Genomic DNA, 20,080 nt, shown 5'->3' with positions numbered 1-20,080 from the left:
TATGGCATCAGAGCCTTGCGCGCCGGCAGACAAGCTCCCTGCGGCCGCCAGCGTAGGGAGCTTTAATTGGCATGAATCACGCGCCGCGGCGTTTGCGCACCCGCCACGCGATGGCGGCCAGTAGCGCCAGCGCGCCGCCGCCCAACCCCGGTGCCATATAGGGCTGCATCTCGGCCAGCAACGGCGCCGGGCCCCCTCGTCTGAGGATCGCAACGTCTTCGGCGGTGACGTGCGCCGCGGGGTTGCCGTAATGTTGCAAGACATAGTTGCCGATCGCCGCAATCTGTTGGTCGTTCAAGGGATTGACATAGGATTGCGGGCCGAAATTCGGCATCAGGATATGTTGATCCCCGACGCGGCGCTCGACGCCGAACAAAATGGCCGAGATCAGATTGGAGGGATTGCGCGAGCCCGTCGCCGTGTTGTTGAACAGCGATGGATAGGCCTGGTTTTGACTGCCGCTGCCGTCGGGTTGGTGGCAGCTGGCGCAGTTGCCGCTAAACAAGGCGGCGCCGTCAATCACCGTCTCGTTGGCGGTCGGCGGATGCGCGCCGCGCAGCTCGGGTTCAACGTTGAACGGTTTGCCAAAGCTGTCTGCCGGCCGCGTATCGCGTCGATCTCTGATCGGCGGACTGTTTTTCAGGTAAGCGGCAATCGCGGCCAGATCGTCGTCCGACAAATATTGCAGGCTGTTTTCTATCGCTTCTGCCATGCCCCCCGCCGCCTGGTTTTTTCCCGCCGCGCGCCCGGTTTTCAAATACTGGATTAGCTCAGCCTGGCTCCATCCGCCAATGCCGCTGATCGGGTCGGAAGTAATATTGGGCGCATACCAACTGCCGACCATGGCGCCGGAAAGCGGTTGCCCGCTGTATTCAGCCAGTAACACGTTGCGCGGCGTATGGCAGGTATCGCAGTGTCCAGGGCCGTTGACCAGGTAGGCGCCGCGGTTCCATTGCGCATCTTCGCTGCTGTCGGCGCTGAAATGCCCCTCTTCCAGAAACAAACTGTTCCAGGCCGGCATGATAAAGCGCAGGTTAAAGGGGAAGGGCAGTTCGGTTCGCCTGTTGTGCTGAACGACGGGGGCGACGCCGTTCATAAAGTAGGCGTACAGCGCGTGAATGTCCTCGTCGTTCAATTTGACGTATGACGTATAAGGCATTGCCGGGTACAGCGGGGTGCCGTCCGCGCGAATGCCTTCACGCACGGCGCGGGCGAATTGCGCTTCGCTGTAGCGGCCAATGCCGGTTTCCTTGTCGGGGGTGATGTTGGTGGTGTAAATCACGCCTACCGGCGTGGCGATGCTGTAACCGCCGGCAAATCGCTCGCCGCCTCCCGTTTGGGTGTGGCAGGCCTGGCAGTCCGCTGCCACCGCGAGCCGCTCGCCTTTTTCAATCAGCTCGGCGCTGAAATACGGTCCTTCGTCGGCGGCGAACGCCGAGCCGCCGCCCGCCGCGAGGAGCAGCGCCAGCCAGGCTATCCTTGCAGGTTTTCTCATGATTTCACCGCCAGTTTGCGGGCAATGTCGTCCGCCGCTTTAAGGCCCAGGGCCGCCATCGTCAGCGTGCTGTTCACCACGCTGGCTGAAGGGATGGCGCCACCGCCGGGCAGCCACAGGTTCGGATGATCGTGCGCACGGCAATCGCCGTTCACCACGGAATTTTTCTCATCGTTGCCCATGATGGTGCCGCCCATAATGTGATTATTGGCATTCAGGCTGGTGGTGATGTTGAATTCATCGGCATCAAACAATTGGCCAATATGCTTGAGCTGCCGGTGCGCCGCTTCAGCCCCTTTTCGCACATAGTCCCCCACGTCATAGTAAATGTCCGGGCAAGGCAAACCGTGGGCGTCTTTGCGCGTTGCGCTCAACGTCAGACGGTTATTGGGATCGGGCAGCGGTTCCAGACTGATGGACAAATCGACGCCGTGCGCCGCGCGGCGGCGGATCTCGTCATCCAGCGCTTTCCCCACCAGGCCCTGCGCCAGGGCATGACGCGTAGCCGGCAAAACGCGGTTGATGTTATTGAGGATCATCTTGTTGGCTGAGTAATGCTTGCGGAAATCCCCATCGCGCGGGCCGACCAAACAGCTGCTCTGCGCCGGGCCGCGTCCTGGCCACAGCGGCTCTTTCGCCAGGAAGGTGCAGTGAAAGCCGGAGTGATCCATCATATTGCGGCCAACCTGATCGGAGCTGTTGGCGATCCCATTCGGGTTTTGCGCATTGGCGGCCATCAACAGCAGGCGCGGGGTTTCGATGCCATTGCATGCCAGGACGAACGCGCTGGCGCTGGCTTTGTGCGACCGCTTTTGGTTGTCCAGCCAATGCACGGCGGTAACCTGATTTTGCCCATCGGTATCGATTTTGTACGCCACCGCTTCCGCCAGCACGAGCGCTCCTTTCATTTCGGCGCGTTCGATGTGATGGATGCCGTTATACATGGCGCCAATCGGGCAGATAGGTTGGCAGTTATTGTTGCCGCAGCAGGTGGGCCGCCCCTGCCATGGTCGCGTGCTGCGCCCTTGGGGGATCGGTACGGAGCGGTAACCGTGCGGGTTGACCACTTCGGCGAACCGCGTATCTCCGTGGGCCCAGGGCACCATATCCATGGGATAAGGCTTGCTGCGCGCTGAAGGCGATTGTTTGGCCGGATCGTTTGGGCCGGCGACGCCAATCGCCTCCTCCGCGCGGCAGTAGTAGGGCTCGAGATCGTCATAGGCGATGGGCCAGTCGCGGCCAACCCCGTACAGCGTTTTCATTTTGAAATCGTTTGGCAGATGGCGCCAGCAGGAGGCCGCCCAGTGCCAGGTCGTGCCGCCCACGGTGCGTAAATAGCCCTGCTTAAAGCTGTCCGCGCTTGGGCCACTTAACGCGACATAATCGTTTGGCGGAAAATAGAGCGGCGCGGTGGCGTAGGCTGATTGCGGGTACAAGCCTTGAAAATCGGAGCCCGCACGGTTATCAAACGGCATATTGCGCCAGTTTTCGACGGCCTGCGCGCGATCGATACGCAGGCCCGCCTCCAATACCAGCACGGAATAGCCTTGGCCGGCCAACTGGTCCGCCATCATGCCGCCGACGATCCCCGAGCCGACGATGACAATATCGGCCGAGGCATCGCCATCAGCCGTGAATACCGGTTTTTTCATGATTCAGCTCTCAGAGGGCAGTAAGGCGTTAACCTCAGGTGGGGCGACGGTCCACCAAAGCGGGCCGTTGCCGCAATAGGTGGGCACAATCAAGGCGTCTTTAACCGGGCGATACATCAGGGCATCTTTATAAGCGATGAGACTGGCGTTTGCCCCCTGGCCCACGGTACCGGTATACCAGGCGGTGACGATGGCCGAGACCAATGCCGAGAGCCCCAGTTGGCCGGCGATTTGCTGAAGTTGCCGGGCGCTTTGTCCGGCCTTCACGCGTGCGCTTAATCGCTCAACCTGTGATGAGAATTGCGGGTTTGCGAGGCTCAACGCAGTGAAAATACGAGCCGAAAGGCCAGGGTCAATATCCTGACGTTCTGTCAATTGCAGGGAGAGCGCGAAGAAACGGGCAAAAAGCAGGGGGTTTTGCGCGGCGGTATGCTGTTCCGCCAGCGTGAGGAATGGGGCGCCGGCCAATGCGGTGGCGACAAGCGTTGACGCCAGGCCGAGCAAGACATTTCTGCGGCTGACGCCCTTGCCATGTTGATCCGGCTGTTCGCCATTGTCTGATAAACCATATTCCATATGTTTTTTCTCAACGGGTGTTTAATGCCAGAGCCAAAAAAGGCCAAAATATCAGTGGGTGAGCAGGCTAAATTAAGCGTTCTATTACGGTGATATGACGATCTTCACCGATGTGATGTTTTAAGAACGCCTGTCGGTAAATTAGCAGCGGCAACGGACGGTATTTATCAAAAAATCACAAGGTGAGTGCCGACCGCATTTTTGGTTTATTTTTAATAACGGCAGGGGATTATGTGATGGGGCTCTGTTTAATTGATTGTTATTTAATGTTTTTATCGGTTTGTGGCTGTGGGTTTTTATCAGGCGCAGAATGAAAACATTAATGGTATCCCGTGTTTGCGTATTAATTCAAATGACGGCGAAAATAAGGAGGGTTGGGTTATGGCGCAAATGGAAATAATACAGTGCCGTAAACACAGGGCAGGGGGCGAGCATCAATTAAGACTGCGAATATAAAGGCCGAGATTTAGGTTAAAGAGATAGGAACAGGAGCACTTCTGCTCGGTATTCAAGGTCTCAGCGCTGGCGCCGCGTTGAACAGCGCTTTAGAGCTGGCCCGTAGGGTGAGGCCCTTGGCCGAATAATCGAACGCAGTTCGATGGAGAGTCCGTACCCCAGAAAGCGAAAAACCCAGCCATAGGCTGGGTTCTCTAAATATGGTGCCAGGACTCGGACAACCGGCGCTGGCGCCGCGTTGAACAGCGCTTTAGCGCTGGCCCGTAGGGTGAGGCCCTTGGCCGAATAATCGAACGCAGTTCGATGGAGAGTCCTGTCCCTGCAAAGCAAAAACCCAGCCATAGGCTGGGTTCTCTGAATAGGGCGACCGGACTCGGACAACCGGCGCTGGCGCCGCGTTGAACAGCGCTTTAGCGCTGGCCCGCAGGGTGAGGCCTTTGGCCGAATAATCGAACGCAGTTCGATGGAGAGTCCGTATCTCAGAAAGCGAAAAACCCGCCATAGGCGGGTTCTTCTAAATATGGTGCCCGGACTCGGAATCGAACCAAGGACACGGGGATTTTCAATCCCCTGCTCTACCGACTGAGCTATCCGGGCAACGGGGCGCATTAAACCGTATTGGCCGGATGGCGTCAATCGCTTTCTGTCACAAAGCCGATCGGTTGCTCTATTTTCAGGCAGCGAACCCGAAGCGCTAGAGCCTGTGGCGATATCGCCACCCAATAAATATGCATAAAAAACGTGTATTTATACCACTTTGTCAATATTGTTTTTTATTTTTGTTGTTAAATAACAATACATTACCTTTGCATTAACGCAGGCTCAACCCAGGTGATTCTCGCTTGAACCTCGTAACGAATCATGCAATCATTGCGCAAATTTTAGCACTCTCCGTTCCCTGACGGTGTTCCCGCTTCTTATAAGTCAGAGGGTTATTGGCATGACTGGTTTTGTCGCTCAAGCGCTGTCGCGCACCAGACCTCTGACGCCACCGTTCCGTCTTTGCTTGCTCCGAACGCCATCCGTCCGAATACGCCTGCCGATCATGCGGTAAGGCCGCCTGATGCTCGCTGTTAGGCATGCGTAAAGCCAGCGCTGCGGCCCTGATTTTACTGATGCCTGTCGGACGCTGCCATGATCAGTTCCCCCGATAGCCGCCTGATGATCCCCGATCATGAGCTGGTCACGTACGCCGCTTATGCTGCCGTGCCCGGGCATCGCTTTTACCGGGATAACCGCGTTATCTCATTACCGTGCCGATGGCACACCCTCATCCTTCACCGTTTGAGAGTCAGCATGATGAAAGAATTGAAAATCGCGACCAGCGCCAGCCTGGTCGCCACCATTGAGACGCTGCGCCAGATCGTGCGCGTAGAGCAGACGGACTACACCGACGTGGCGGCGGTAGTGGTATCGGTCGCCGACGTGAACGCCGGTATTCTGGCGCGCTTGCAGGCGACAGGATTCGACATTCCGACCTTCGTGGCGGTGGAAGGGGATGAGCATCTCTCGCCGGACTATCTGCCGTTTGTCAGTGGGGTTTTCGCGCTGCTGGCCGGCGCCAGCAAGCCGTTCTACATGGCGCAGTTGGAGGCCGCCGCCGACGCCTACGAGCAGGCGCTGTTGCCGCCGTTCTTCAAAACGCTGAAGACCTACGTCGAGATGGAGAATTCGACCTTCGCCTGCCCAGGGCACCAGGGCGGCGAGTTCTTCCGCAAACACCCGGCCGGCCGGCAGTTCTTCGATTTCTACGGTGAAACCCTGTTCCGTTCCGATATGTGCAACGCCGACGTCAAGCTGGGCGATCTGCTGATCCACGAAGGCTCGGCCAAGGATGCGCAAAAGCATGCGGCGCGGGTGTTCAACGCCGATAAAACCTACTTTGTGCTCAACGGCACCTCGGCGGCCAACAAGGTGGTGACCAACGCGCTGCTGACCCGCGGCGATCTGGTACTGTTCGATCGCAACAACCACAAATCCAACCACCACGGGGCGCTGATCCAGGCCGGCGCCACGCCGGTCTATCTGGAAACCGCCCGCAACCCGTTCGGCTTTATCGGCGGCATCGATGCGCGCTGCTTCGACGAGCGCTACCTGCGCGAGCAGATCCGCGAGGTGGCGCCGGAGAAGGCCACGGCGGCGCGGCCGTTCCGGCTGGCGATCATTCAGCTTGGCACCTACGACGGCACGATTTACAACGCTCGCCAGGTGATCGACACCATCGGCCACCTATGCGATTACATCCTGTTCGACTCCGCCTGGGTGGGCTACGAAGGTTTTATCCCGATGCTGAAAGAGTGTTCGCCGCTGCTGCTTGAGCTGGACGAGCACGATCCGGGCATCTTCGTCACCCAGTCGGTGCATAAACAGCAGGCGGGGTTCTCGCAGACGTCGCAGATCCATAAGAAAGACGACCATATCAAAGGGCAAAAGCGCCACTGCAACCATAAGCATCTGAACAATGCGTTCATGCTGCATGCGTCGACCAGCCCGTTCTATCCGCTGTTCGCCGCGCTGGACGTCAACGCCAAGATGCACGCCGGCCCCGCCGGGCGCCGCATGTGGATGGACTGCGTCAAGCTGGGCATCGAGACGCGCAAACAGCTGCTCACGCGCTGCTCGCAGCTGAAGCCGTTTATTCCGCTGCAGGTGGCGGGCAAGGACTGGCAGGATTACGATACCGATCTGATCGCCAACGACGCGCGCTTCTTCACCTTCGTACCGGGGGAGACGTGGCACGGCTTCGAAGGTTACGCCCAGGATCAGTATTTGGTCGATCCGTGCAAGCTGCTGCTGACCACGCCGGGGATTGACGCCGCGACCGGCCAATACACCGAGTTCGGCGTGCCGGCCACCATTCTGGCCAACTTCCTACGCGAGAACGGCATCGTGCCGGAGAAGTGCGATCTCAACTCGATCCTGTTCCTGCTGACCCCGGCGGAGAACCCGGCCAAGATGGAACAGCTGGTGGAGATGCTGGCGCAGTTCGAACGCTATGTCGAAGAGGATGCGCCGCTGAGCGTGGTGCTGCCGACGGTGTACCGCAAGAACGAGCAGCGTTACCGCGGCTACAGCATTCGCCGGCTGTGCCAGGAGATGCACGATCTGTACGTCAGCTTTGACGTTAAGCAGCTGCAAAAGGAGATGTTCCGTCAGGATCATTTCCCGCCGGTGGTGATGAACCCGCAGGACGCCAACGTGGAGTTTATCCGCGACAACGTCGAGCTGGTGCCGATCGGCCAGGCGGAAGGGCGCATCGCGGCGGAAGGGGCCCTGCCGTATCCGCCGGGCGTGCTGTGCGTGGTGCCGGGCGAAGTGTGGGGCGGCGCGGTGCAGCGCTACTTCCTGGCGCTCGAGGAGGGCATCAACCGCCTGCCGGGCTTCTCGCCGGAGCTGCAGGGGGTCTACATCGAGAAAAAAGATCACGGCTGGAAGCGCATCTTCGGCTATATGATCAAGCCATGAAAAAAGGGCCGGTTCGCACCGGCCCTTCTTCTATCCACGCGGGAAGCGCTACTTTCTGCGGTAGCTCTTCTGCGCGGTATTCACTTTCACCAGATAGCGGCGCGACTCGGCTGCCGGGTGCTTGGTGGTCAGCGTTTGGTACACGTCGCCCGGCTGCATGCCGTTGATGATGCCCACCGCGCGCGTTCTGTCGCTGGAGAACACCCGCAGCACGCTGCCGGCGCCGCCGTTGTAAGCGGTGATCACCGCATAGCGGCGCGAGGTCGGGTTCTGAATGCCGCCCAGGTAGTTGTTCTGCAGGATCGCCAGGTAGGCGGTGCCGGTATCGATGTTGTTCTCCGGATCGAACAGGTAGCTGCGGCTCGGGGTGCCCCATTTACCGCGCATCTGGAACACATCCTTACCGGCGGTGTGCTGCACCACCTGCATCAGGCCCAGCGCGTCCGAACCGCTCACCGCATACGGGTTGAAGCTCGATTCGGTCTGCATGATAGCCAGGATCAGCGACTCGTCCACGCCATATTTTTCCGACGCCTTGCGCACCATCGGCAGATATTTATGCGCACGTTTGTCCAGGTGGTTCGGCACCAGTTGGATGGTGACCGAGTAGATGACGTGCAGGCCGGAGGTGCGTTTTTGCAGCTTGGTCTGCAGCAGGTAATCGGCGAAGTGCGCCGCGCGCCATTCCCAGCGGATCGGCGCCCCTTTGTTATCCAGCACCTGGCCGTACAGGAACGGCTCTTTGCTGATCTGGATATCGTTGGCGTCGGAATAGAGGTCGATCGAACCCGGATCGTCACCCATCAGCAGCGTGCTGATGATCGCCTGGCGCAGGTGCGCGGCCGGATCGGTGGTGGCGATGGTCTCGACGGTGATGGCGCCGGTGTCGAAGTTGATGTGGCTGCGGGTTTGGTATTGGTCGGTGTACTTGACGTAGTCTTTCGGCCCGGCGATCAGAACTTCGTTCAGACCCCAGATGTTCTCGATGTTGTGAGCGAATTGGCCCATCAGAATGTCGAAGCCGTTGGTGTCTTTGATCCAGGCTTCGTTGATTTCTTCACTTTTTTTGCCGGAACAGGAGATCAGCAAAGGCGCTATTACGAGCAAAGCTAAAATTTTCTTCATCTTAAAGCCGTTTGGAAGAAGTATAAGAGGATTGAAGCGGGCCAGCGCCTGGCCCCAACAGCGTTATTCGCTCGGCGGCGTATAGCCTTCGATGTGCACGTCGTGCCCTTCGAACAGGAATTTGATCATTTCCTCTTCCAGCAGTTTGCGGTCATCCACGTTCATCATGTTCAGCTTCTTCTCGTTGATCAGCATGGTCTGCTTCTTCATCCACTCGCCCCAGGCTTCCTTGGAGATCTCGTTGTAGATGCGCTTGCCGACGTCGCCGGGATAAAGCTGGAAGTCCTGGCCTTCGGCGTCGCGTTGAAGGAAAGTACAAAAAATGGTGCGGCTCATGCTAATTCCTCATCGATGGCGCTATCGCCATATAAGTTTTGTTGGATCGGGGGCTGCTTCGCCAGCTGTTGCAACAGGCGGTCCACCGGCGCTGCCAGCCCGACCGACGGCGGCTGCGCTAAGTTATACCAGAGACCCGCGCCCTCATCCATGCCGCTGCCCGCCGCGTCGAGCGACAGCCACATCGGCACGATATCGAGATGGAAATGGCTGAACGTGTGGCGAAACGCGGTCAGCTGTTCCAGGCGCTTGCCTTTCAGACCACGCTGCTGCAGCCAGAGTTCCAAATCCACGCGCGCGCTGAACTGCGGGAAGCAGAACAGGCCGCCCCACAGGCCCACCGCCGGGCGCTGCTCCAGCCACACGCGGTCGCCGTGCTGCAGCAATAAGAAGTAGGCGGTTTTTTCCGGCAGGGTCTGCTTGGGCTTCTTGCCGGGGTAGTTGGCCCAGCTGTGGTTGGCGTAAGACAGGCAGCCGACGTTGAGCGGGCAGAGCTCACACTTGGGCTTGGAGCGGGTGCAGACCATGGCGCCCAGATCCATCATCGCCTGGTTGAACTGGCCGACGCCCTGGGCCGGGGTGACTTCTTCGCTGATTTTCCACAGCCGGTTTTCGACCTCTTTTTTGCCCGGCCAGCCTTCCACCGCGTAGCAGCGGGCCAGCACGCGCTTCACGTTGCCGTCGAGGATCGGATAGTGCTGGCCCAGCGCCAACGATAGCACCGCGCCGGCGGTGGAGCGGCCGACGCCCGGTAAATCGGCGATTTCTGCGAAGGTTGTCGGGAACTCGCCGCCGTGCTGTGCGACAATGGTCTGCGCCGCTTTGTGCAGGTTGCGGGCGCGGGCGTAATAGCCGAGGCCGGTCCACAGATGCAGCACTTCGTCCAGCGGGCCCTCCGCCAGCGCGCGCACGTTGGGAAAACGGGCCATAAAGCGCTGAAAATAAGGAATGACGGTGGCAACCTGGGTCTGTTGCAACATCACTTCGGAGAGCCATACTTGATAGGCGGTTTTCTCCAGCTGCCATGGCAGGGTTTTGCGGCCGTAGCGCTGGTACCAGTCAAGCACCACCTGTGCGAATTGTTGTGCTTGCATCATGAAGAGTCGTTATCCGGCAGAAAATGAAGCGAGATTGCAGCATAGAGTCATGATGCTGTAAACCGGAACTTTCCGACGCCGCACGGCGGGTACAGAAGATGAACACTTGCTAAACCAATGTATCTTTGCATAATGCGCGTTTCCCTAATTGGCAGCCAAACAGACAGAAAGCACTATGATTAATGACGTCATCTCCCCGGAATTTGATGAGAACGGCCGCGCGATGCGCCGTATCCGCAGTTTTGTCCGCCGCCAGGGGCGGCTGACCAAAGGCCAGCAGCACGCGCTGGAGAACTATTGGCCGGTGATGGGCGTGGAGTATCAGGCTGACGCTGTCGATCTCGCCGCGCTGTTCGGCCGCGAAGCGCCGACGGTGCTGGAGATCGGTTTTGGCATGGGCGCCTCGCTGGTGACCATGGCGGGCAACAACCCGCAGCAGAACTTTTTAGGGATCGAAGTACACTCGCCGGGCGTGGGCGCCTGCCTGGCCGACGCCCATGAGGCGAAGCTGAGCAACCTGCGCGTAATGTGCCACGATGCGGTTGAAGTGCTGGAAAACATGATCCCGGACGGCTCGCTGGACATGGTGCAGCTGTTCTTCCCCGATCCGTGGCACAAGGCGCGCCACAACAAGCGCCGCATCGTGCAAACGCCGTTTGTCGAACTGGTGCTGCGCAAGCTGAAGACCGGCGGCGTCTTCCACATGGCCACCGATTGGCAACCTTATGCGGAACATATGTTAGAGGTTATGAACGGGGTCGCAGGCTACCGTAATCTTTCCAGCGATAATGATTATGTGCCGCGTCCGGATTCGCGCCCACTGACGAAATTTGAATTACGCGGCCAGCGCCTGGGACATGGCGTTTGGGACTTGATGTTTGAGAGGAAAGAATAATGGCTAAGAACCGCAGTCGTCGTTTACGTAAAAAGTTGCACATTGAAGAATTTCAGGAGTTGGGTTTCTCCGTAGCCTGGCGCTTCGCCGAAGGCACGTCGGTGGAAGATATCGACAGCACGCTGGATACCTTCATCGATGAAGTGATCGAGCCGAACGGTCTGGCGTTTGACGGCAGCGGCTACCTGCAGTGGGAAGGTTTGATCTGCCTGCAGAAGATCGGCCACTGCACCGACGAGCATCGCGAACTGGTGAAAAACTGGCTGGAAGCGCGCAAACTGACCGACGTTAAGGTCAGCGATCTGTTCGATATCTGGTGGGATTGATCGCGCTTGCCCGATGAGCGCGGCTTCGCGCCGCTTATTTCCCCCTAAATAATTGGATTCGCATCACGGCGGCAAGAGGGTGAGTCCCCAGGAGCTTACTTCAGTAAGTGACTGGGGTGAGCGCTCGCAGCCAACACAGATGCGGATTCAAGTATGACGGGGATGGATTTAAGGTGCCTTAACGGCGCCTTTGTTTTGCCTGGAGTGTGACCGAGGTGGTAACAACATTGGATAACGCGTTGCTGGAAGAGATCCTGCAACAGGTGCGCCCGCTGATTGGCCAGGGAAAAGTGGCCGACTACATCCCGGCGTTGGCGGAAGTGCCCGCCGATCGGCTGGCGCTCGCCGTGTGTACGGTGGATGGCGAACTGTTCCAGGCCGGCGACGCCGCGGAGCGCTTCTCCATCCAGTCGATCTCCAAAGTGCTGAGTCTGACGCTGGCGCTGACGCGCTATCAGGAGCATGAGATCTGGCGGCGCGTCGGCAAAGAGCCTTCCGGCCTGCCGTTCAATTCGCTGCTGCAGCTGGAGATGGAGCAGGGCAAACCGCGCAATCCGTTTATCAACCCCGGCGCGCTGGTGGTGTGCGACATGCTGCAAACCCGGCTCAGCGCCCCCAAACAGCGCATGCTGGAGGTGGTGCGCCAGCTGGCCGGCGAAGACGACCTGGCCTATGACCTGCGGGTGGCGCGCTCCGAGTTCGAACACTCCGATCGCAATGCGGCCATCGCCTATCTGATGAAGTCGTTCGGCAACTTCGAGAACGACGTGATCACCGTGCTGCAAACCTATTTCCACTACTGTGCGCTGCGCATGAGCTGCGTGGAGCTGGCGCGCAGCTTCGTCTATCTGGCCAATCACGGCCGCGATCTCAACGGCGAGACGGTGATCAGCCCGCTGCAGGCCCGGCAGATCAACGCCCTGATGATGACCAGCGGCATGTACGACGGCGCCGGCGAATTCGCCTATCGGGTGGGGATGCCGGGCAAGTCCGGCGTGGGCGGCGGCATCGTGGCCATCGTGCCGGGCGAATTGTCGATCGTCGTCTGGTCGCCGGAGCTGGATGCTTCCGGCAACTCGCTGGCGGGAACTGCGGCGCTGGAACTGTTGTCTCAACGTATCGGTCGTTCGATTTTTTAATCCCAATCTGGATGGGAGTCAGGAGAAGCTATGTTGAAGAAAACCGGGTTAGCCTTACTGCTGCTGGCGGCGACTGCCGCGCAGGCCCACGCCGAGTACCAATGCAGCGTTAAACCCCAGGACGATGTGATCATCAGCCCGCAGAGCGTGCAGGTGAAAGGCGCCAGCGGCGACCTGCAAATTTCGCCGGATGGTGACGTGATCCGCAACGGTCAGGCGCTGAGCCTGAGCGACAGCCAGCGGCAGAAAGCCTTCAGTTACCAGAGCGCGCTGCGCAAGCAGCTGCCGTGGATCGACGACGGCGCGCAGAAACACCTGGAGAAAGCCCGCGCAGCGCTGGATAAGGTGATCGTCAAAGAGCTGGGCAGCAACAGCAACGTGCGCAACCGGCTGACCACCCTGAATGGCCAGCTGAAACAGCAGATGAACCGCATCATCGAGCACCGCAGCGACGGCCTGACCTTCCACCACAAGGCGATTGACCAAGTGGAACAGGATGGCCGCAACATCGTGCAGCAGAGCATGGGCGGCGTGCTGCAGGACAGCCTGAACGAGATGGGCGTCAAACAGGCCGCCAACAGCGGCGGCAACCCGCTGCAGGCGATCATGGGCAATTTGGGCGGCTTGCAGAAGGCGATCCAGAACGAATGGAACAACCAGGAACAGGACTTCCAGAACTTCGGTCATGACGTGTGCAACCGCGTCACCGCACTGGAAACCCAGCGCAAGGATCTGCTTAACGCGTTGAAGTGATTTAAGAATCTTCTTGGTAGACCGTTTTTTGACCTTCTGAAGCTTATCTGACAGACTGATCAAACTACGTACAGATTTATGGATGTTTACGGAGGACGCTATGAGCCATACACGTTACGAAACCGATGTTGTTGCCTGGGCAAATGAACAGGCCGCTCTTTTGCGCTCCGGAAAATTGTCTGAGATCGATATTGAAAAGATCGCCGAGGAGATTGAGGACGTGGGGAAGAGCGAGCAAAGGGAACTTGCTAGCCGGATGACGGTGCTGATTGCACATTTGCTTAAATGGAAATATCAGCCGGCCAGGCGCGGAACCAGCTGGGAAAGAACGATTAAAGCGCAGCGCAAAGAGGTGCTTTACAGCTTGAAAGAGTCGCCCAGCCTAAAAGGTAAACTGAGCGATGCCGATTGGCTGGATGTCGTCTGGTCGAAGGCCGTTGCGCTCGCCACGGCCGAAACCGGGCTGGATGTGTATCCGGAAAACGGCATCTGGGAAACTCAGCAGATTCTGTCTCAGACGTTTTACCCGGATTAACACCAATAAAAAAGCGCTGATCATTCAGCGCTTTTTTTTACTCGTCGTCCGCCAGGAACAGTTCCAGCAGCGAGTTGAGGAACAGTTTGCCCTTCTCGGTGATCTGCCAGTGCTCCGCGGTTTCTTCCAGATAGCCTTTGGCCAGCGCTTCGTCCAGCTGCGGGCGAATGACGCTTTCCGTCAGCCCGGTGTAGTTGGCGAAGTCGGCGCGCGGCGCGGCTTCCAGCAAGCGGAAGCGGTTCATGAAGAATTCGAACGGCCGATCCGCCGCCGCCACCTCATGCTGCTTGTCCATGTAGTCGCCGCGCATAAAGCCGCGCGGGTGCTTGGTCTTGGCGGTGCGCAGGATGCGTCCGTCGCTGAAGGTCACCTTGCCGTGCGCGCCGCAGCCGATCCCCAGATAGTCGCCGAAGCGCCAGTAGTTGAGATTGTGCTGGCATTGGTAGCCCGGCTTGGCGTAGGCCGAGGTTTCATACTGCTGATAGCCGGCGGCGCTCAGCAACTGGTGGCCGCGCTCGAAGATGTCCCACAGCGCATCGTCGTCCGGCAAAACCGGCGGGCGCGAGCTGAACAGGGTGTTCGGCTCGATGGTCAGCTGATACCACGACAGGTGCGGCGGATTGAGGGCGATAGCCTGGCGCAGATCGTCCAGCGCCTCTTCCAGCGACTGATCCGGCAGGCCGTGCATCAGATCGAGGTTGAAGCTGCGCAGGCCGAGGCCGGTCGCCAGCGTCGCCGCGCGTTTGGCTTCTTCCGGGCCGTGGATGCGCCCCAGACGGTTCAGCTTCTCGGCACTGAAGCTTTGCACCCCGATGGAGATGCGGTTGACGCCGGCGCGCTGGTAGCCGCTGAAGCGATCGGCCTCCACGGTGCCGGGATTGGCTTCCATGGTGATTTCGGCGTCGTCGGCGACGCGAATGCGCGCCCGCACGCCGTCCAGCAAGGCTTGCATCGCCTCGGCGCTCAGCAGGCTGGGGGTGCCGCCGCCGATAAAGATAGTGCTGATTTCCCGGCCGCCGGCCAGCGGCAGGTCGGCATCCAGATCCGCCAACAGATGATCGACATACTCCTGATGCGGCACGTCACCCTTTAGCGCATGGGAGTTGAAGTCGCAGTACGGGCATTTCTGCACGCACCACGGGATGTGGATGTAGAGACTCAGCGGGGGCAGCTTAAGCATTGCGCATGGCTTCCAACATCAGCTTCAGCGCCTTGCCGCGGTGCGAAATCGCCCGCTTCTCGTCGCGGCTCAGCTCGGCGGCGGTGCGGCCCAGCTCCGGCACGTAAAAGATAGGATCGTAACCGAAACCGCCTTCACCGGCGGCCTGTTCGGTGATTTCACCGGCCCAGCTGCCGTGAAACACCAGCGGCGTCGGATCTTGCGCATGGCGCAGATAGACCAGCACGCAGTGAAATTGCGCGCCGCGCTGGCCCGGCGCCACGTCTTTCATCGCCGCCAGCAGCTTGTCGAGGTTCTGCCGATCGTCGGCGTCTTCACCGGCGTAGCGCGCGGAGTAGATGCCCGGCGCGCCGCCCAGCGCATCTACCGCCAGACCGGAGTCGTCGGCGATCGCCGGCAGGCCGGTGACCTGTGCCGCATGGCGCGCTTTCAGAATGGCGTTTTCGATAAACGTCAGGCCGGTTTCTTCGGCGGACTCCACGCCCAGATCGGTTTGCGCGACCACGTCCAGGCCGAAATCGGCCAACAGGTCGGCAAGTTCGCGCACTTTGCCCGGGTTACCGGTGGCAAGAACGACTTTTTGCATAATGACTACCTTGAAAATTATTCGATGAGCGCCGCGACCACGGCGGGGATCTGTTGCGGATTCACGATGCGTAACTGTTTATGCCGCCCCAGTTCGCCTTTCTCGATGGTGACGTTGCTTTTCGCCACTTTGAACTGCTTGGCGATAAACTTGATCAAATGGGCGTTGGCTTGACCGTCGACCGGCGGGGCGGTGATGGCGACTTTCAGCTCGTCGCCATGCAAGCCGATAATTTGGTCGCGGCTGGCTTTCGGCTGAATATATAGCCTGATCGCCAGCCCGTCCAGCACGGGAGTGACTGCACTCACAGCAGGAACCAGATCTCGCCGAACACATCCATGCCCAGGTAGTTGATCAGATAGAGGATCAGGATCACTACCATGGCGGAAAAATCGATGCCGCCCATCGCCGGGATGATGCGACGGATCGGCGCCATCAACGGTTCGGTCAGTTGGTACATCACGTAGTCGATCGGGCTGCGGCCCTGGCTTACCCAGCTCATCAGCGCACGAATGATCATCACCCAGAAGATCAGGTAGCCGGCGGACTTGACCAGCGAGATCAGGCCGAACAGCAGGTTATACGGGCTGAGCGACAGCGCGTGGCTTTGTATCAGCAGCAGCAGCGGGTACTTGATGGTCATCAGCAGGAACGCCAGCAGCAGCGAAGCGCTGTCGATAGGCCCAAGCGCTGGGATGATGCGGCGCAGCGGGCCGACCACCGGTTGGGTGATCTTCACCACAAACTGCGAGAACGGGTTGTAAAAATCGGTGCGCGTCCATTGCATCCAAATGCGCAGCAACAGCACCATCACGTACAGATCAATAACGGTCTTGACCAGGAAAGTCAGCGTTAGCATGAAGTGGTCCTTCTCCTTAACTCGGGGTTATTTAAAATAATTTTTCCATTTCTTGCGCACGGGAAACGGCGGCCTGCATCGCTTGCGCCACGGTTTCCGGCAGTTGGCGTTCGTTGAACACCCGCAGCGCTTCGGCGGTGGTGCCGCCTTTGGAGGTCACCTGCTCGCGCAGCGTGCCCAGCGGCGTATCCGGGTTGGCTTCAACCAGCGCGGCGGCGCCGGTAGCGGCCTGCTGCACCAGATCGCGCGCGGTCTGGCTGTCGAAGCCCATGCGTTCGGCTTCTTTTTGCATCGCTTCCATAAACAGGAAGAAATAAGCCGGGGCGCTGCCCGCGGCGGCGATCACGCCGTTGATGCCATTTTCGTCATCTACCCAGCAAACTTTACCGACCGAGGCCATTAAATCGCCGGTGTAGTCGCGATCCTGTTGGCTGACCTGCGCCGGCGCGTACAGCCCGCTCATGCCCTTGCCGACCAGCGACGGGGTGTTGGGCATGATGCGCACGATGTCCAGTTGGTCGCCGAGCAACTGATAGAAACGGCTGACCTGAATGCCGGCGGCGATCGACAGCACCAGTTTGCCGCCGAAATCGACCTGTTCGTGCAGCGGCTGACACACGTCGGCCATCATTTGCGGTTTGACCGCCAGCACCACGACGTCGGCTTCACGCGCGCAGGCGACGTTGTCGCCGCTGCTGACGATGCCGTAGTCCGCCGCCAACGCGTCACGGTTTTTCGGCGACGGGGCGCAGACGCTGATGGATTTGGCTGGATAGCCGCCCGCGACCAGGCCGGCGATGATTGCACGCGCCATGTTGCCGGCGCCGATAAAGGTAATCTTGCGATGTTGCATCAAATCCCTCGTCTGTTTGTCAGGCCTGCGAGTAGTCGCGGGCGCCAAAAATTGCGGTGCCGATGCGCACCAGGGTGCTGCCTGCGGCGATCGCCGCCGCCATGTCGTCCGTCATGCCCATCGACAGCGTATCGGCCTGCGGATAACGCTGACGCAGGGCGAGAAATGCGTCGTTCATCCGGCTGAATACCGCCAACTGCCGCTGATAATCCGTTTCCGGCGCCGGGATGGCCATCAGGCCGCGCAGCGCCAGATTCGGCAGCGCCGCGATCGCGTCGGCCAACGCCGGCAGTTCGTTCAACGCGATGCCGGATTTGCTCTGCTCATCGCTGATGTTGATTTGAATCAGCACGTTGAGCGGCGGCATGTCGGCCGGGCGCTGATCGCTCAGACGCTGGGCGATGCGCAGCCGATCCACGGTATGACACCAGGCGAAATGTTCCGCCACCAGCCGACTCTTATTGGATTGCAGCGGGCCGATAAAGTGCCACACCAACTCACCGCCCTGCGACGACTCGGCGAAATGCCGGATCTTGTCTACCCCTTCCTGCACGTAGTTCTCGCCGAAGGCGCGCTGGCCGGCGGCGATGGCTTCTTCGATCGCCGCCACAGGTTTGGTTTTGCTGACTGCAAGCAGAGCAACGTCTTCCGGCGTCCGCGCGCAGTTTTGCGCGGCGGCCGCGATGCGGTTTCTGACATCCTGCAGGTTCTGTTGGATAGTGCTCATTATTGACCCGGGAGAGTGATATGGATATCGATGAATTCGTGGCCCTTAGTGTAAAGCATAATGCTTCCGATCTGCACCTTTGTGCCGGTCATCCGCCGATGTTGCGCATCGACGGTGAACTGCAGCCGCTGGCGGCGGCACAAACGCTGACGGCGCAAGGCGCGCAGGCCCTCTGCGATGGATTGCTGAATGCGCAGCAGCGCGAGAGCCTGCGGCGGCTGGGGCAGGTCGATCTGGCGTTGCACAGGCCGAGCGGGGAGCGGTTGCGCGCCAACGTTTTTCAACAAAGCGCGGGGATTTCTCTCGCGTTGCGGCGTATCGCCGGGCAATCGCCTTCGCTTGCCGAGCTGGCGGCGCCGGCCATCGTCCCGGCGCTGCTGCGGCGCGCCGACGGATTGATCCTGGTCACCGGCGCCACCGGCAGCGGCAAGTCCACCACGCTGGCGGCGATGATCGACGAGATCAACCGGCACCAGCAGCGGCATATTTTGACGCTGGAAGATCCGATCGAGTTCCTGCACCGCAGCCGGCGATCGCTGATCCAGCAGCGGGAGATCGGCCGCGACAGCCACAGCTTCGATGCGGCGTTGCGCGCCGCGCTGCGCGAAGATCCGGATGTGATCCTGCTGGGCGAGCTGCGCGATACCGCCACCATCCGGCTGGCGCTCACTGCGACGGAGACCGGCCACCTGGTGCTGGCGACGCTGCATACCCGCAGCGCGCCGCAGGCGGTAGAACGGCTGGTGGACGTGTTTCCGGCGGAAGAGAAACCCTACGTGCGCGCCCAGCTGGCGGGCAGCCTGCAAGCGGTGATCGCGCAAAAGCTGATGAGGCGCCCCGGCGGCGGACGAGTGGCGATCTTTGAAGTGCTGACGGCGACGGCGGCGGTCAGCAACCTGATCCGTGAAGGGAAAACGCATCAGTTGGCAAGCGTGTTGCAAACCGGCGCGCAGTCCGGCATGCAAACCTTTGAGCAAGGTTTGCAGCAGCGGATCGACGCCGGTGTGTTGGGGGACTGCGCGGGGGAGGGAACGGGCGTTTAGCCCAGCTGCCGTTCGAACCAGCTTTCGAGGATAACCACCGCGGAGGCGGAATCCACGCTGCCTTTATCAAGCGCGCGGAAGCCGCCGCGATCGAACAGGTTGGCGCGCGCCTCCACGGTGCTCAGACGCTCGTCATGCAGATCGATCTGGATGCCGAAGCGGCCGTGCAGGCGGTTGGCGAACTTGCGCGCCTGGGCGGTAACGGGCTGTTCGGTGCCGTCCATGTTCAGCGGTAGGCCGACCACCACCAAATCCGGCTGCCACTCCTTCAGCAGTTTTTCGATTTTCAGCCAGTCCGGCGAACCGTCCTGCGCTTTGAAAGCCGGCAGGGCGCGGGCGCTGCCGGTCAACTCCTGGCCGACGGCCGCGCCGATGCTTTTGGTGCCAAAGTCGAAGGCGATAATGGTGCGGTTACTCATCAGGCGTGTCCTGCGTGGTTGGCGATGCTGCGAATGTCGATACCCAAAAGGTTCCCCGCCTCGCGCCAGCGGCTGGCGATCGGCGTGCGGAACAAAATGTCGGTGTTGGCTTCGATGGTCAGCCAGGCGTTTTCCAATACTTCCTGCTCCAACTGGCCCTTTTCCCAACCCGCATAACCCAGCGCCACCAGCACGTCGTCCGGTTGCTCCGGCGTGCCGAGCGTTTCCAGCACGTCTTTCGAGGTGGTGATCATGGTGTTGGGGGAAATTTGAATGCTGGCGCCAAAGCCGTGGCGCGGCGTATGCAGGATAAATCCGCGATCGTCCGCCAGGGGGCCGCCGGCGAACACCGGCTTGTCCAGGCTGATGGCCGGATCGCGCGCAGGCGGCATGATCTTCAGCTTGCTCAGCACCGTGGCTACCGTGAACTGCTCCACCGGTTTATTGATCACCAAACCCATGGCGCCTTCTTCATTGTGCTCGCAAATGTAAATCACCGAGCGCTTGAAGCGAGGATCCTGCAGCGTTGGCATGGCGATCAGAAAATGGTGCTGTAAATTCAT

The 20,080-nt window shown here is 59.8% G+C and carries 21 protein-coding genes and 1 tRNA gene; 7 read left to right on the top strand and 15 right to left on the bottom strand.

Annotation, left to right across the window (positions count from 1 at the left end; translation table 11 throughout):
• Window positions 1-76 precede the first annotated feature (76 nt).
• The 4 genes from ACJ8M3_RS16975 to ACJ8M3_RS16960 all read right to left on the bottom strand — a co-directional run bounded on the left by ACJ8M3_RS16975 (window position 77) and on the right by ACJ8M3_RS16960 (window position 4,776).
• Window positions 77-1,495, bottom strand: a complete 1,419-nt coding sequence (locus ACJ8M3_RS16975; protein ID WP_047026457.1) for a cytochrome c — start codon at window positions 1,493-1,495, stop codon at window positions 77-79.
• Window positions 1,492-3,147, bottom strand: coding sequence for a GMC family oxidoreductase (locus tag ACJ8M3_RS16970; protein WP_442514710.1), 1,656 nt, complete (start codon window positions 3,145-3,147; stop codon window positions 1,492-1,494). Before ACJ8M3_RS16970 ends, ACJ8M3_RS16975 begins: the two co-directional genes overlap by 4 nt.
• A 3-nt stretch (window positions 3,148-3,150) precedes the next feature.
• On the bottom strand, window positions 3,151-3,723 hold the full coding sequence (locus ACJ8M3_RS16965; protein ID WP_033644660.1) for a sorbitol dehydrogenase family protein: 573 nt from the start codon (window positions 3,721-3,723) through the stop codon (window positions 3,151-3,153).
• A 977-nt stretch (window positions 3,724-4,700) separates the two neighbouring features.
• Window positions 4,701-4,776 (bottom strand) — tRNA-Phe (locus ACJ8M3_RS16960).
• Between the two features lie 702 nt (window positions 4,777-5,478).
• Here ACJ8M3_RS16960 and speF point away from each other — a divergent pair.
• Window positions 5,479-7,644, top strand: a complete 2,166-nt coding sequence (speF, locus tag ACJ8M3_RS16955; protein ID WP_163966516.1) for an ornithine decarboxylase SpeF — start codon at window positions 5,479-5,481, stop codon at window positions 7,642-7,644.
• A 48-nt stretch (window positions 7,645-7,692) separates the two neighbouring features.
• Here the strand turns inward: speF and mltC are convergent, their stop codons facing one another.
• From mltC to mutY, 3 genes are all read right to left on the bottom strand, one after another.
• Window positions 7,693-8,769, bottom strand: a complete 1,077-nt coding sequence (gene mltC / locus ACJ8M3_RS16950) for a membrane-bound lytic murein transglycosylase MltC (protein ID WP_033644661.1) — start codon at window positions 8,767-8,769, stop codon at window positions 7,693-7,695.
• A gap of 63 nt (window positions 8,770-8,832) precedes the next feature.
• Window positions 8,833-9,105, bottom strand: a complete 273-nt coding sequence (locus ACJ8M3_RS16945) for an oxidative damage protection protein (protein ID WP_004937404.1) — start codon at window positions 9,103-9,105, stop codon at window positions 8,833-8,835.
• Window positions 9,102-10,202 carry an A/G-specific adenine glycosylase gene (gene mutY / locus ACJ8M3_RS16940; protein ID WP_089197427.1) on the bottom strand — a complete coding sequence of 367 codons (1,101 nt, stop codon included), beginning with the start codon at window positions 10,200-10,202 and terminating at the stop codon, window positions 9,102-9,104. Before mutY ends, ACJ8M3_RS16945 begins: the two co-directional genes overlap by 4 nt.
• A gap of 175 nt (window positions 10,203-10,377) precedes the next feature.
• On the opposite strand from mutY, the gene trmB reads away from it, so the two are divergent.
• The 5 genes from trmB to ACJ8M3_RS16915 all read left to right on the top strand — a co-directional run bounded on the left by trmB (window position 10,378) and on the right by ACJ8M3_RS16915 (window position 13,850).
• Window positions 10,378-11,097, top strand: a complete 720-nt coding sequence (trmB, locus tag ACJ8M3_RS16935; RefSeq protein ID WP_004937410.1) for a tRNA (guanosine(46)-N7)-methyltransferase TrmB — start codon at window positions 10,378-10,380, stop codon at window positions 11,095-11,097.
• Window positions 11,097-11,423, top strand: coding sequence for a YggL family protein (locus ACJ8M3_RS16930; RefSeq protein ID WP_004937412.1), 327 nt, complete (start codon window positions 11,097-11,099; stop codon window positions 11,421-11,423). Before trmB ends, ACJ8M3_RS16930 begins: the two co-directional genes overlap by 1 nt.
• Window positions 11,424-11,638: 215 nt before the next feature.
• Window positions 11,639-12,562, top strand: coding sequence for a glutaminase B (glsB, locus tag ACJ8M3_RS16925; protein WP_046688541.1), 924 nt, complete (start codon window positions 11,639-11,641; stop codon window positions 12,560-12,562).
• A 30-nt stretch (window positions 12,563-12,592) separates the two neighbouring features.
• Window positions 12,593-13,315, top strand: a complete 723-nt coding sequence (locus ACJ8M3_RS16920; protein WP_046687803.1) for a DUF2884 domain-containing protein — start codon at window positions 12,593-12,595, stop codon at window positions 13,313-13,315.
• 100 nt (window positions 13,316-13,415) lie between these two features.
• Window positions 13,416-13,850, top strand: a complete 435-nt coding sequence (locus ACJ8M3_RS16915; protein WP_016930094.1) for a DUF29 domain-containing protein — start codon at window positions 13,416-13,418, stop codon at window positions 13,848-13,850.
• Between the two features lie 37 nt (window positions 13,851-13,887).
• On the opposite strand, the gene hemW is transcribed toward ACJ8M3_RS16915, so the two are convergent.
• The 6 genes from hemW to ACJ8M3_RS16885 are packed head-to-tail and all read right to left on the bottom strand — an operon-like array spanning window position 13,888 to window position 18,055.
• Window positions 13,888-15,030 (bottom strand): radical SAM family heme chaperone HemW, encoded by a 1,143-nt coding sequence (hemW, locus tag ACJ8M3_RS16910; RefSeq protein WP_033644669.1) that lies wholly within the window; start codon window positions 15,028-15,030, stop codon window positions 13,888-13,890.
• Complete coding sequence (locus ACJ8M3_RS16905; RefSeq protein ID WP_089197426.1) at window positions 15,023-15,616, bottom strand: XTP/dITP diphosphatase; 594 nt, start codon at window positions 15,614-15,616, stop codon at window positions 15,023-15,025. Before ACJ8M3_RS16905 ends, hemW begins: the two co-directional genes overlap by 8 nt.
• 17 nt (window positions 15,617-15,633) lie before the next feature.
• Window positions 15,634-15,924, bottom strand: coding sequence for a DUF167 family protein YggU (yggU, locus tag ACJ8M3_RS16900; RefSeq protein ID WP_004948014.1), 291 nt, complete (start codon window positions 15,922-15,924; stop codon window positions 15,634-15,636).
• On the bottom strand, window positions 15,921-16,475 hold the full coding sequence (locus ACJ8M3_RS16895) for a YggT family protein (protein WP_033644671.1): 555 nt from the start codon (window positions 16,473-16,475) through the stop codon (window positions 15,921-15,923). Before ACJ8M3_RS16895 ends, yggU begins: the two co-directional genes overlap by 4 nt.
• A gap of 31 nt (window positions 16,476-16,506) precedes the next feature.
• Window positions 16,507-17,328, bottom strand: coding sequence for a pyrroline-5-carboxylate reductase (proC, locus tag ACJ8M3_RS16890; protein WP_089197425.1), 822 nt, complete (start codon window positions 17,326-17,328; stop codon window positions 16,507-16,509).
• A 19-nt stretch (window positions 17,329-17,347) separates the two neighbouring features.
• Complete coding sequence (locus ACJ8M3_RS16885) at window positions 17,348-18,055, bottom strand: YggS family pyridoxal phosphate-dependent enzyme (RefSeq protein ID WP_089197424.1); 708 nt, start codon at window positions 18,053-18,055, stop codon at window positions 17,348-17,350.
• A gap of 20 nt (window positions 18,056-18,075) precedes the next feature.
• Between ACJ8M3_RS16885 and ACJ8M3_RS16880 the strand changes: the two genes are divergently transcribed.
• Entirely contained in the window at window positions 18,076-19,098 is a 1,023-nt protein-coding gene (locus ACJ8M3_RS16880) for a type IV pilus twitching motility protein PilT (RefSeq protein ID WP_089197423.1), read from the top strand.
• Here the strand turns inward: ACJ8M3_RS16880 and ruvX are convergent.
• On the bottom strand, window positions 19,095-19,517 hold the full coding sequence (gene ruvX, locus ACJ8M3_RS16875) for a Holliday junction resolvase RuvX (RefSeq protein ID WP_015379046.1): 423 nt from the start codon (window positions 19,515-19,517) through the stop codon (window positions 19,095-19,097). The genes ACJ8M3_RS16880 and ruvX overlap by 4 nt on opposite strands.
• A complete protein-coding gene (locus ACJ8M3_RS16870; RefSeq protein WP_004937452.1) occupies window positions 19,517-20,080 on the bottom strand; it encodes a YqgE/AlgH family protein in 564 nt (187 codons plus the stop codon). The genes ruvX and ACJ8M3_RS16870 overlap by 1 nt, the downstream gene beginning before the upstream one ends.

Source organism: Serratia sp. CY55921 (assembly GCF_052167655.1).
GTDB classification, from domain to species: Bacteria; Pseudomonadota; Gammaproteobacteria; order Enterobacterales; family Enterobacteriaceae; genus Serratia; species Serratia ureilytica.
The sequence above is the reverse complement of the archived record's forward strand: the minus strand, read 5'-3'. Positions and strand labels throughout refer to the sequence as shown.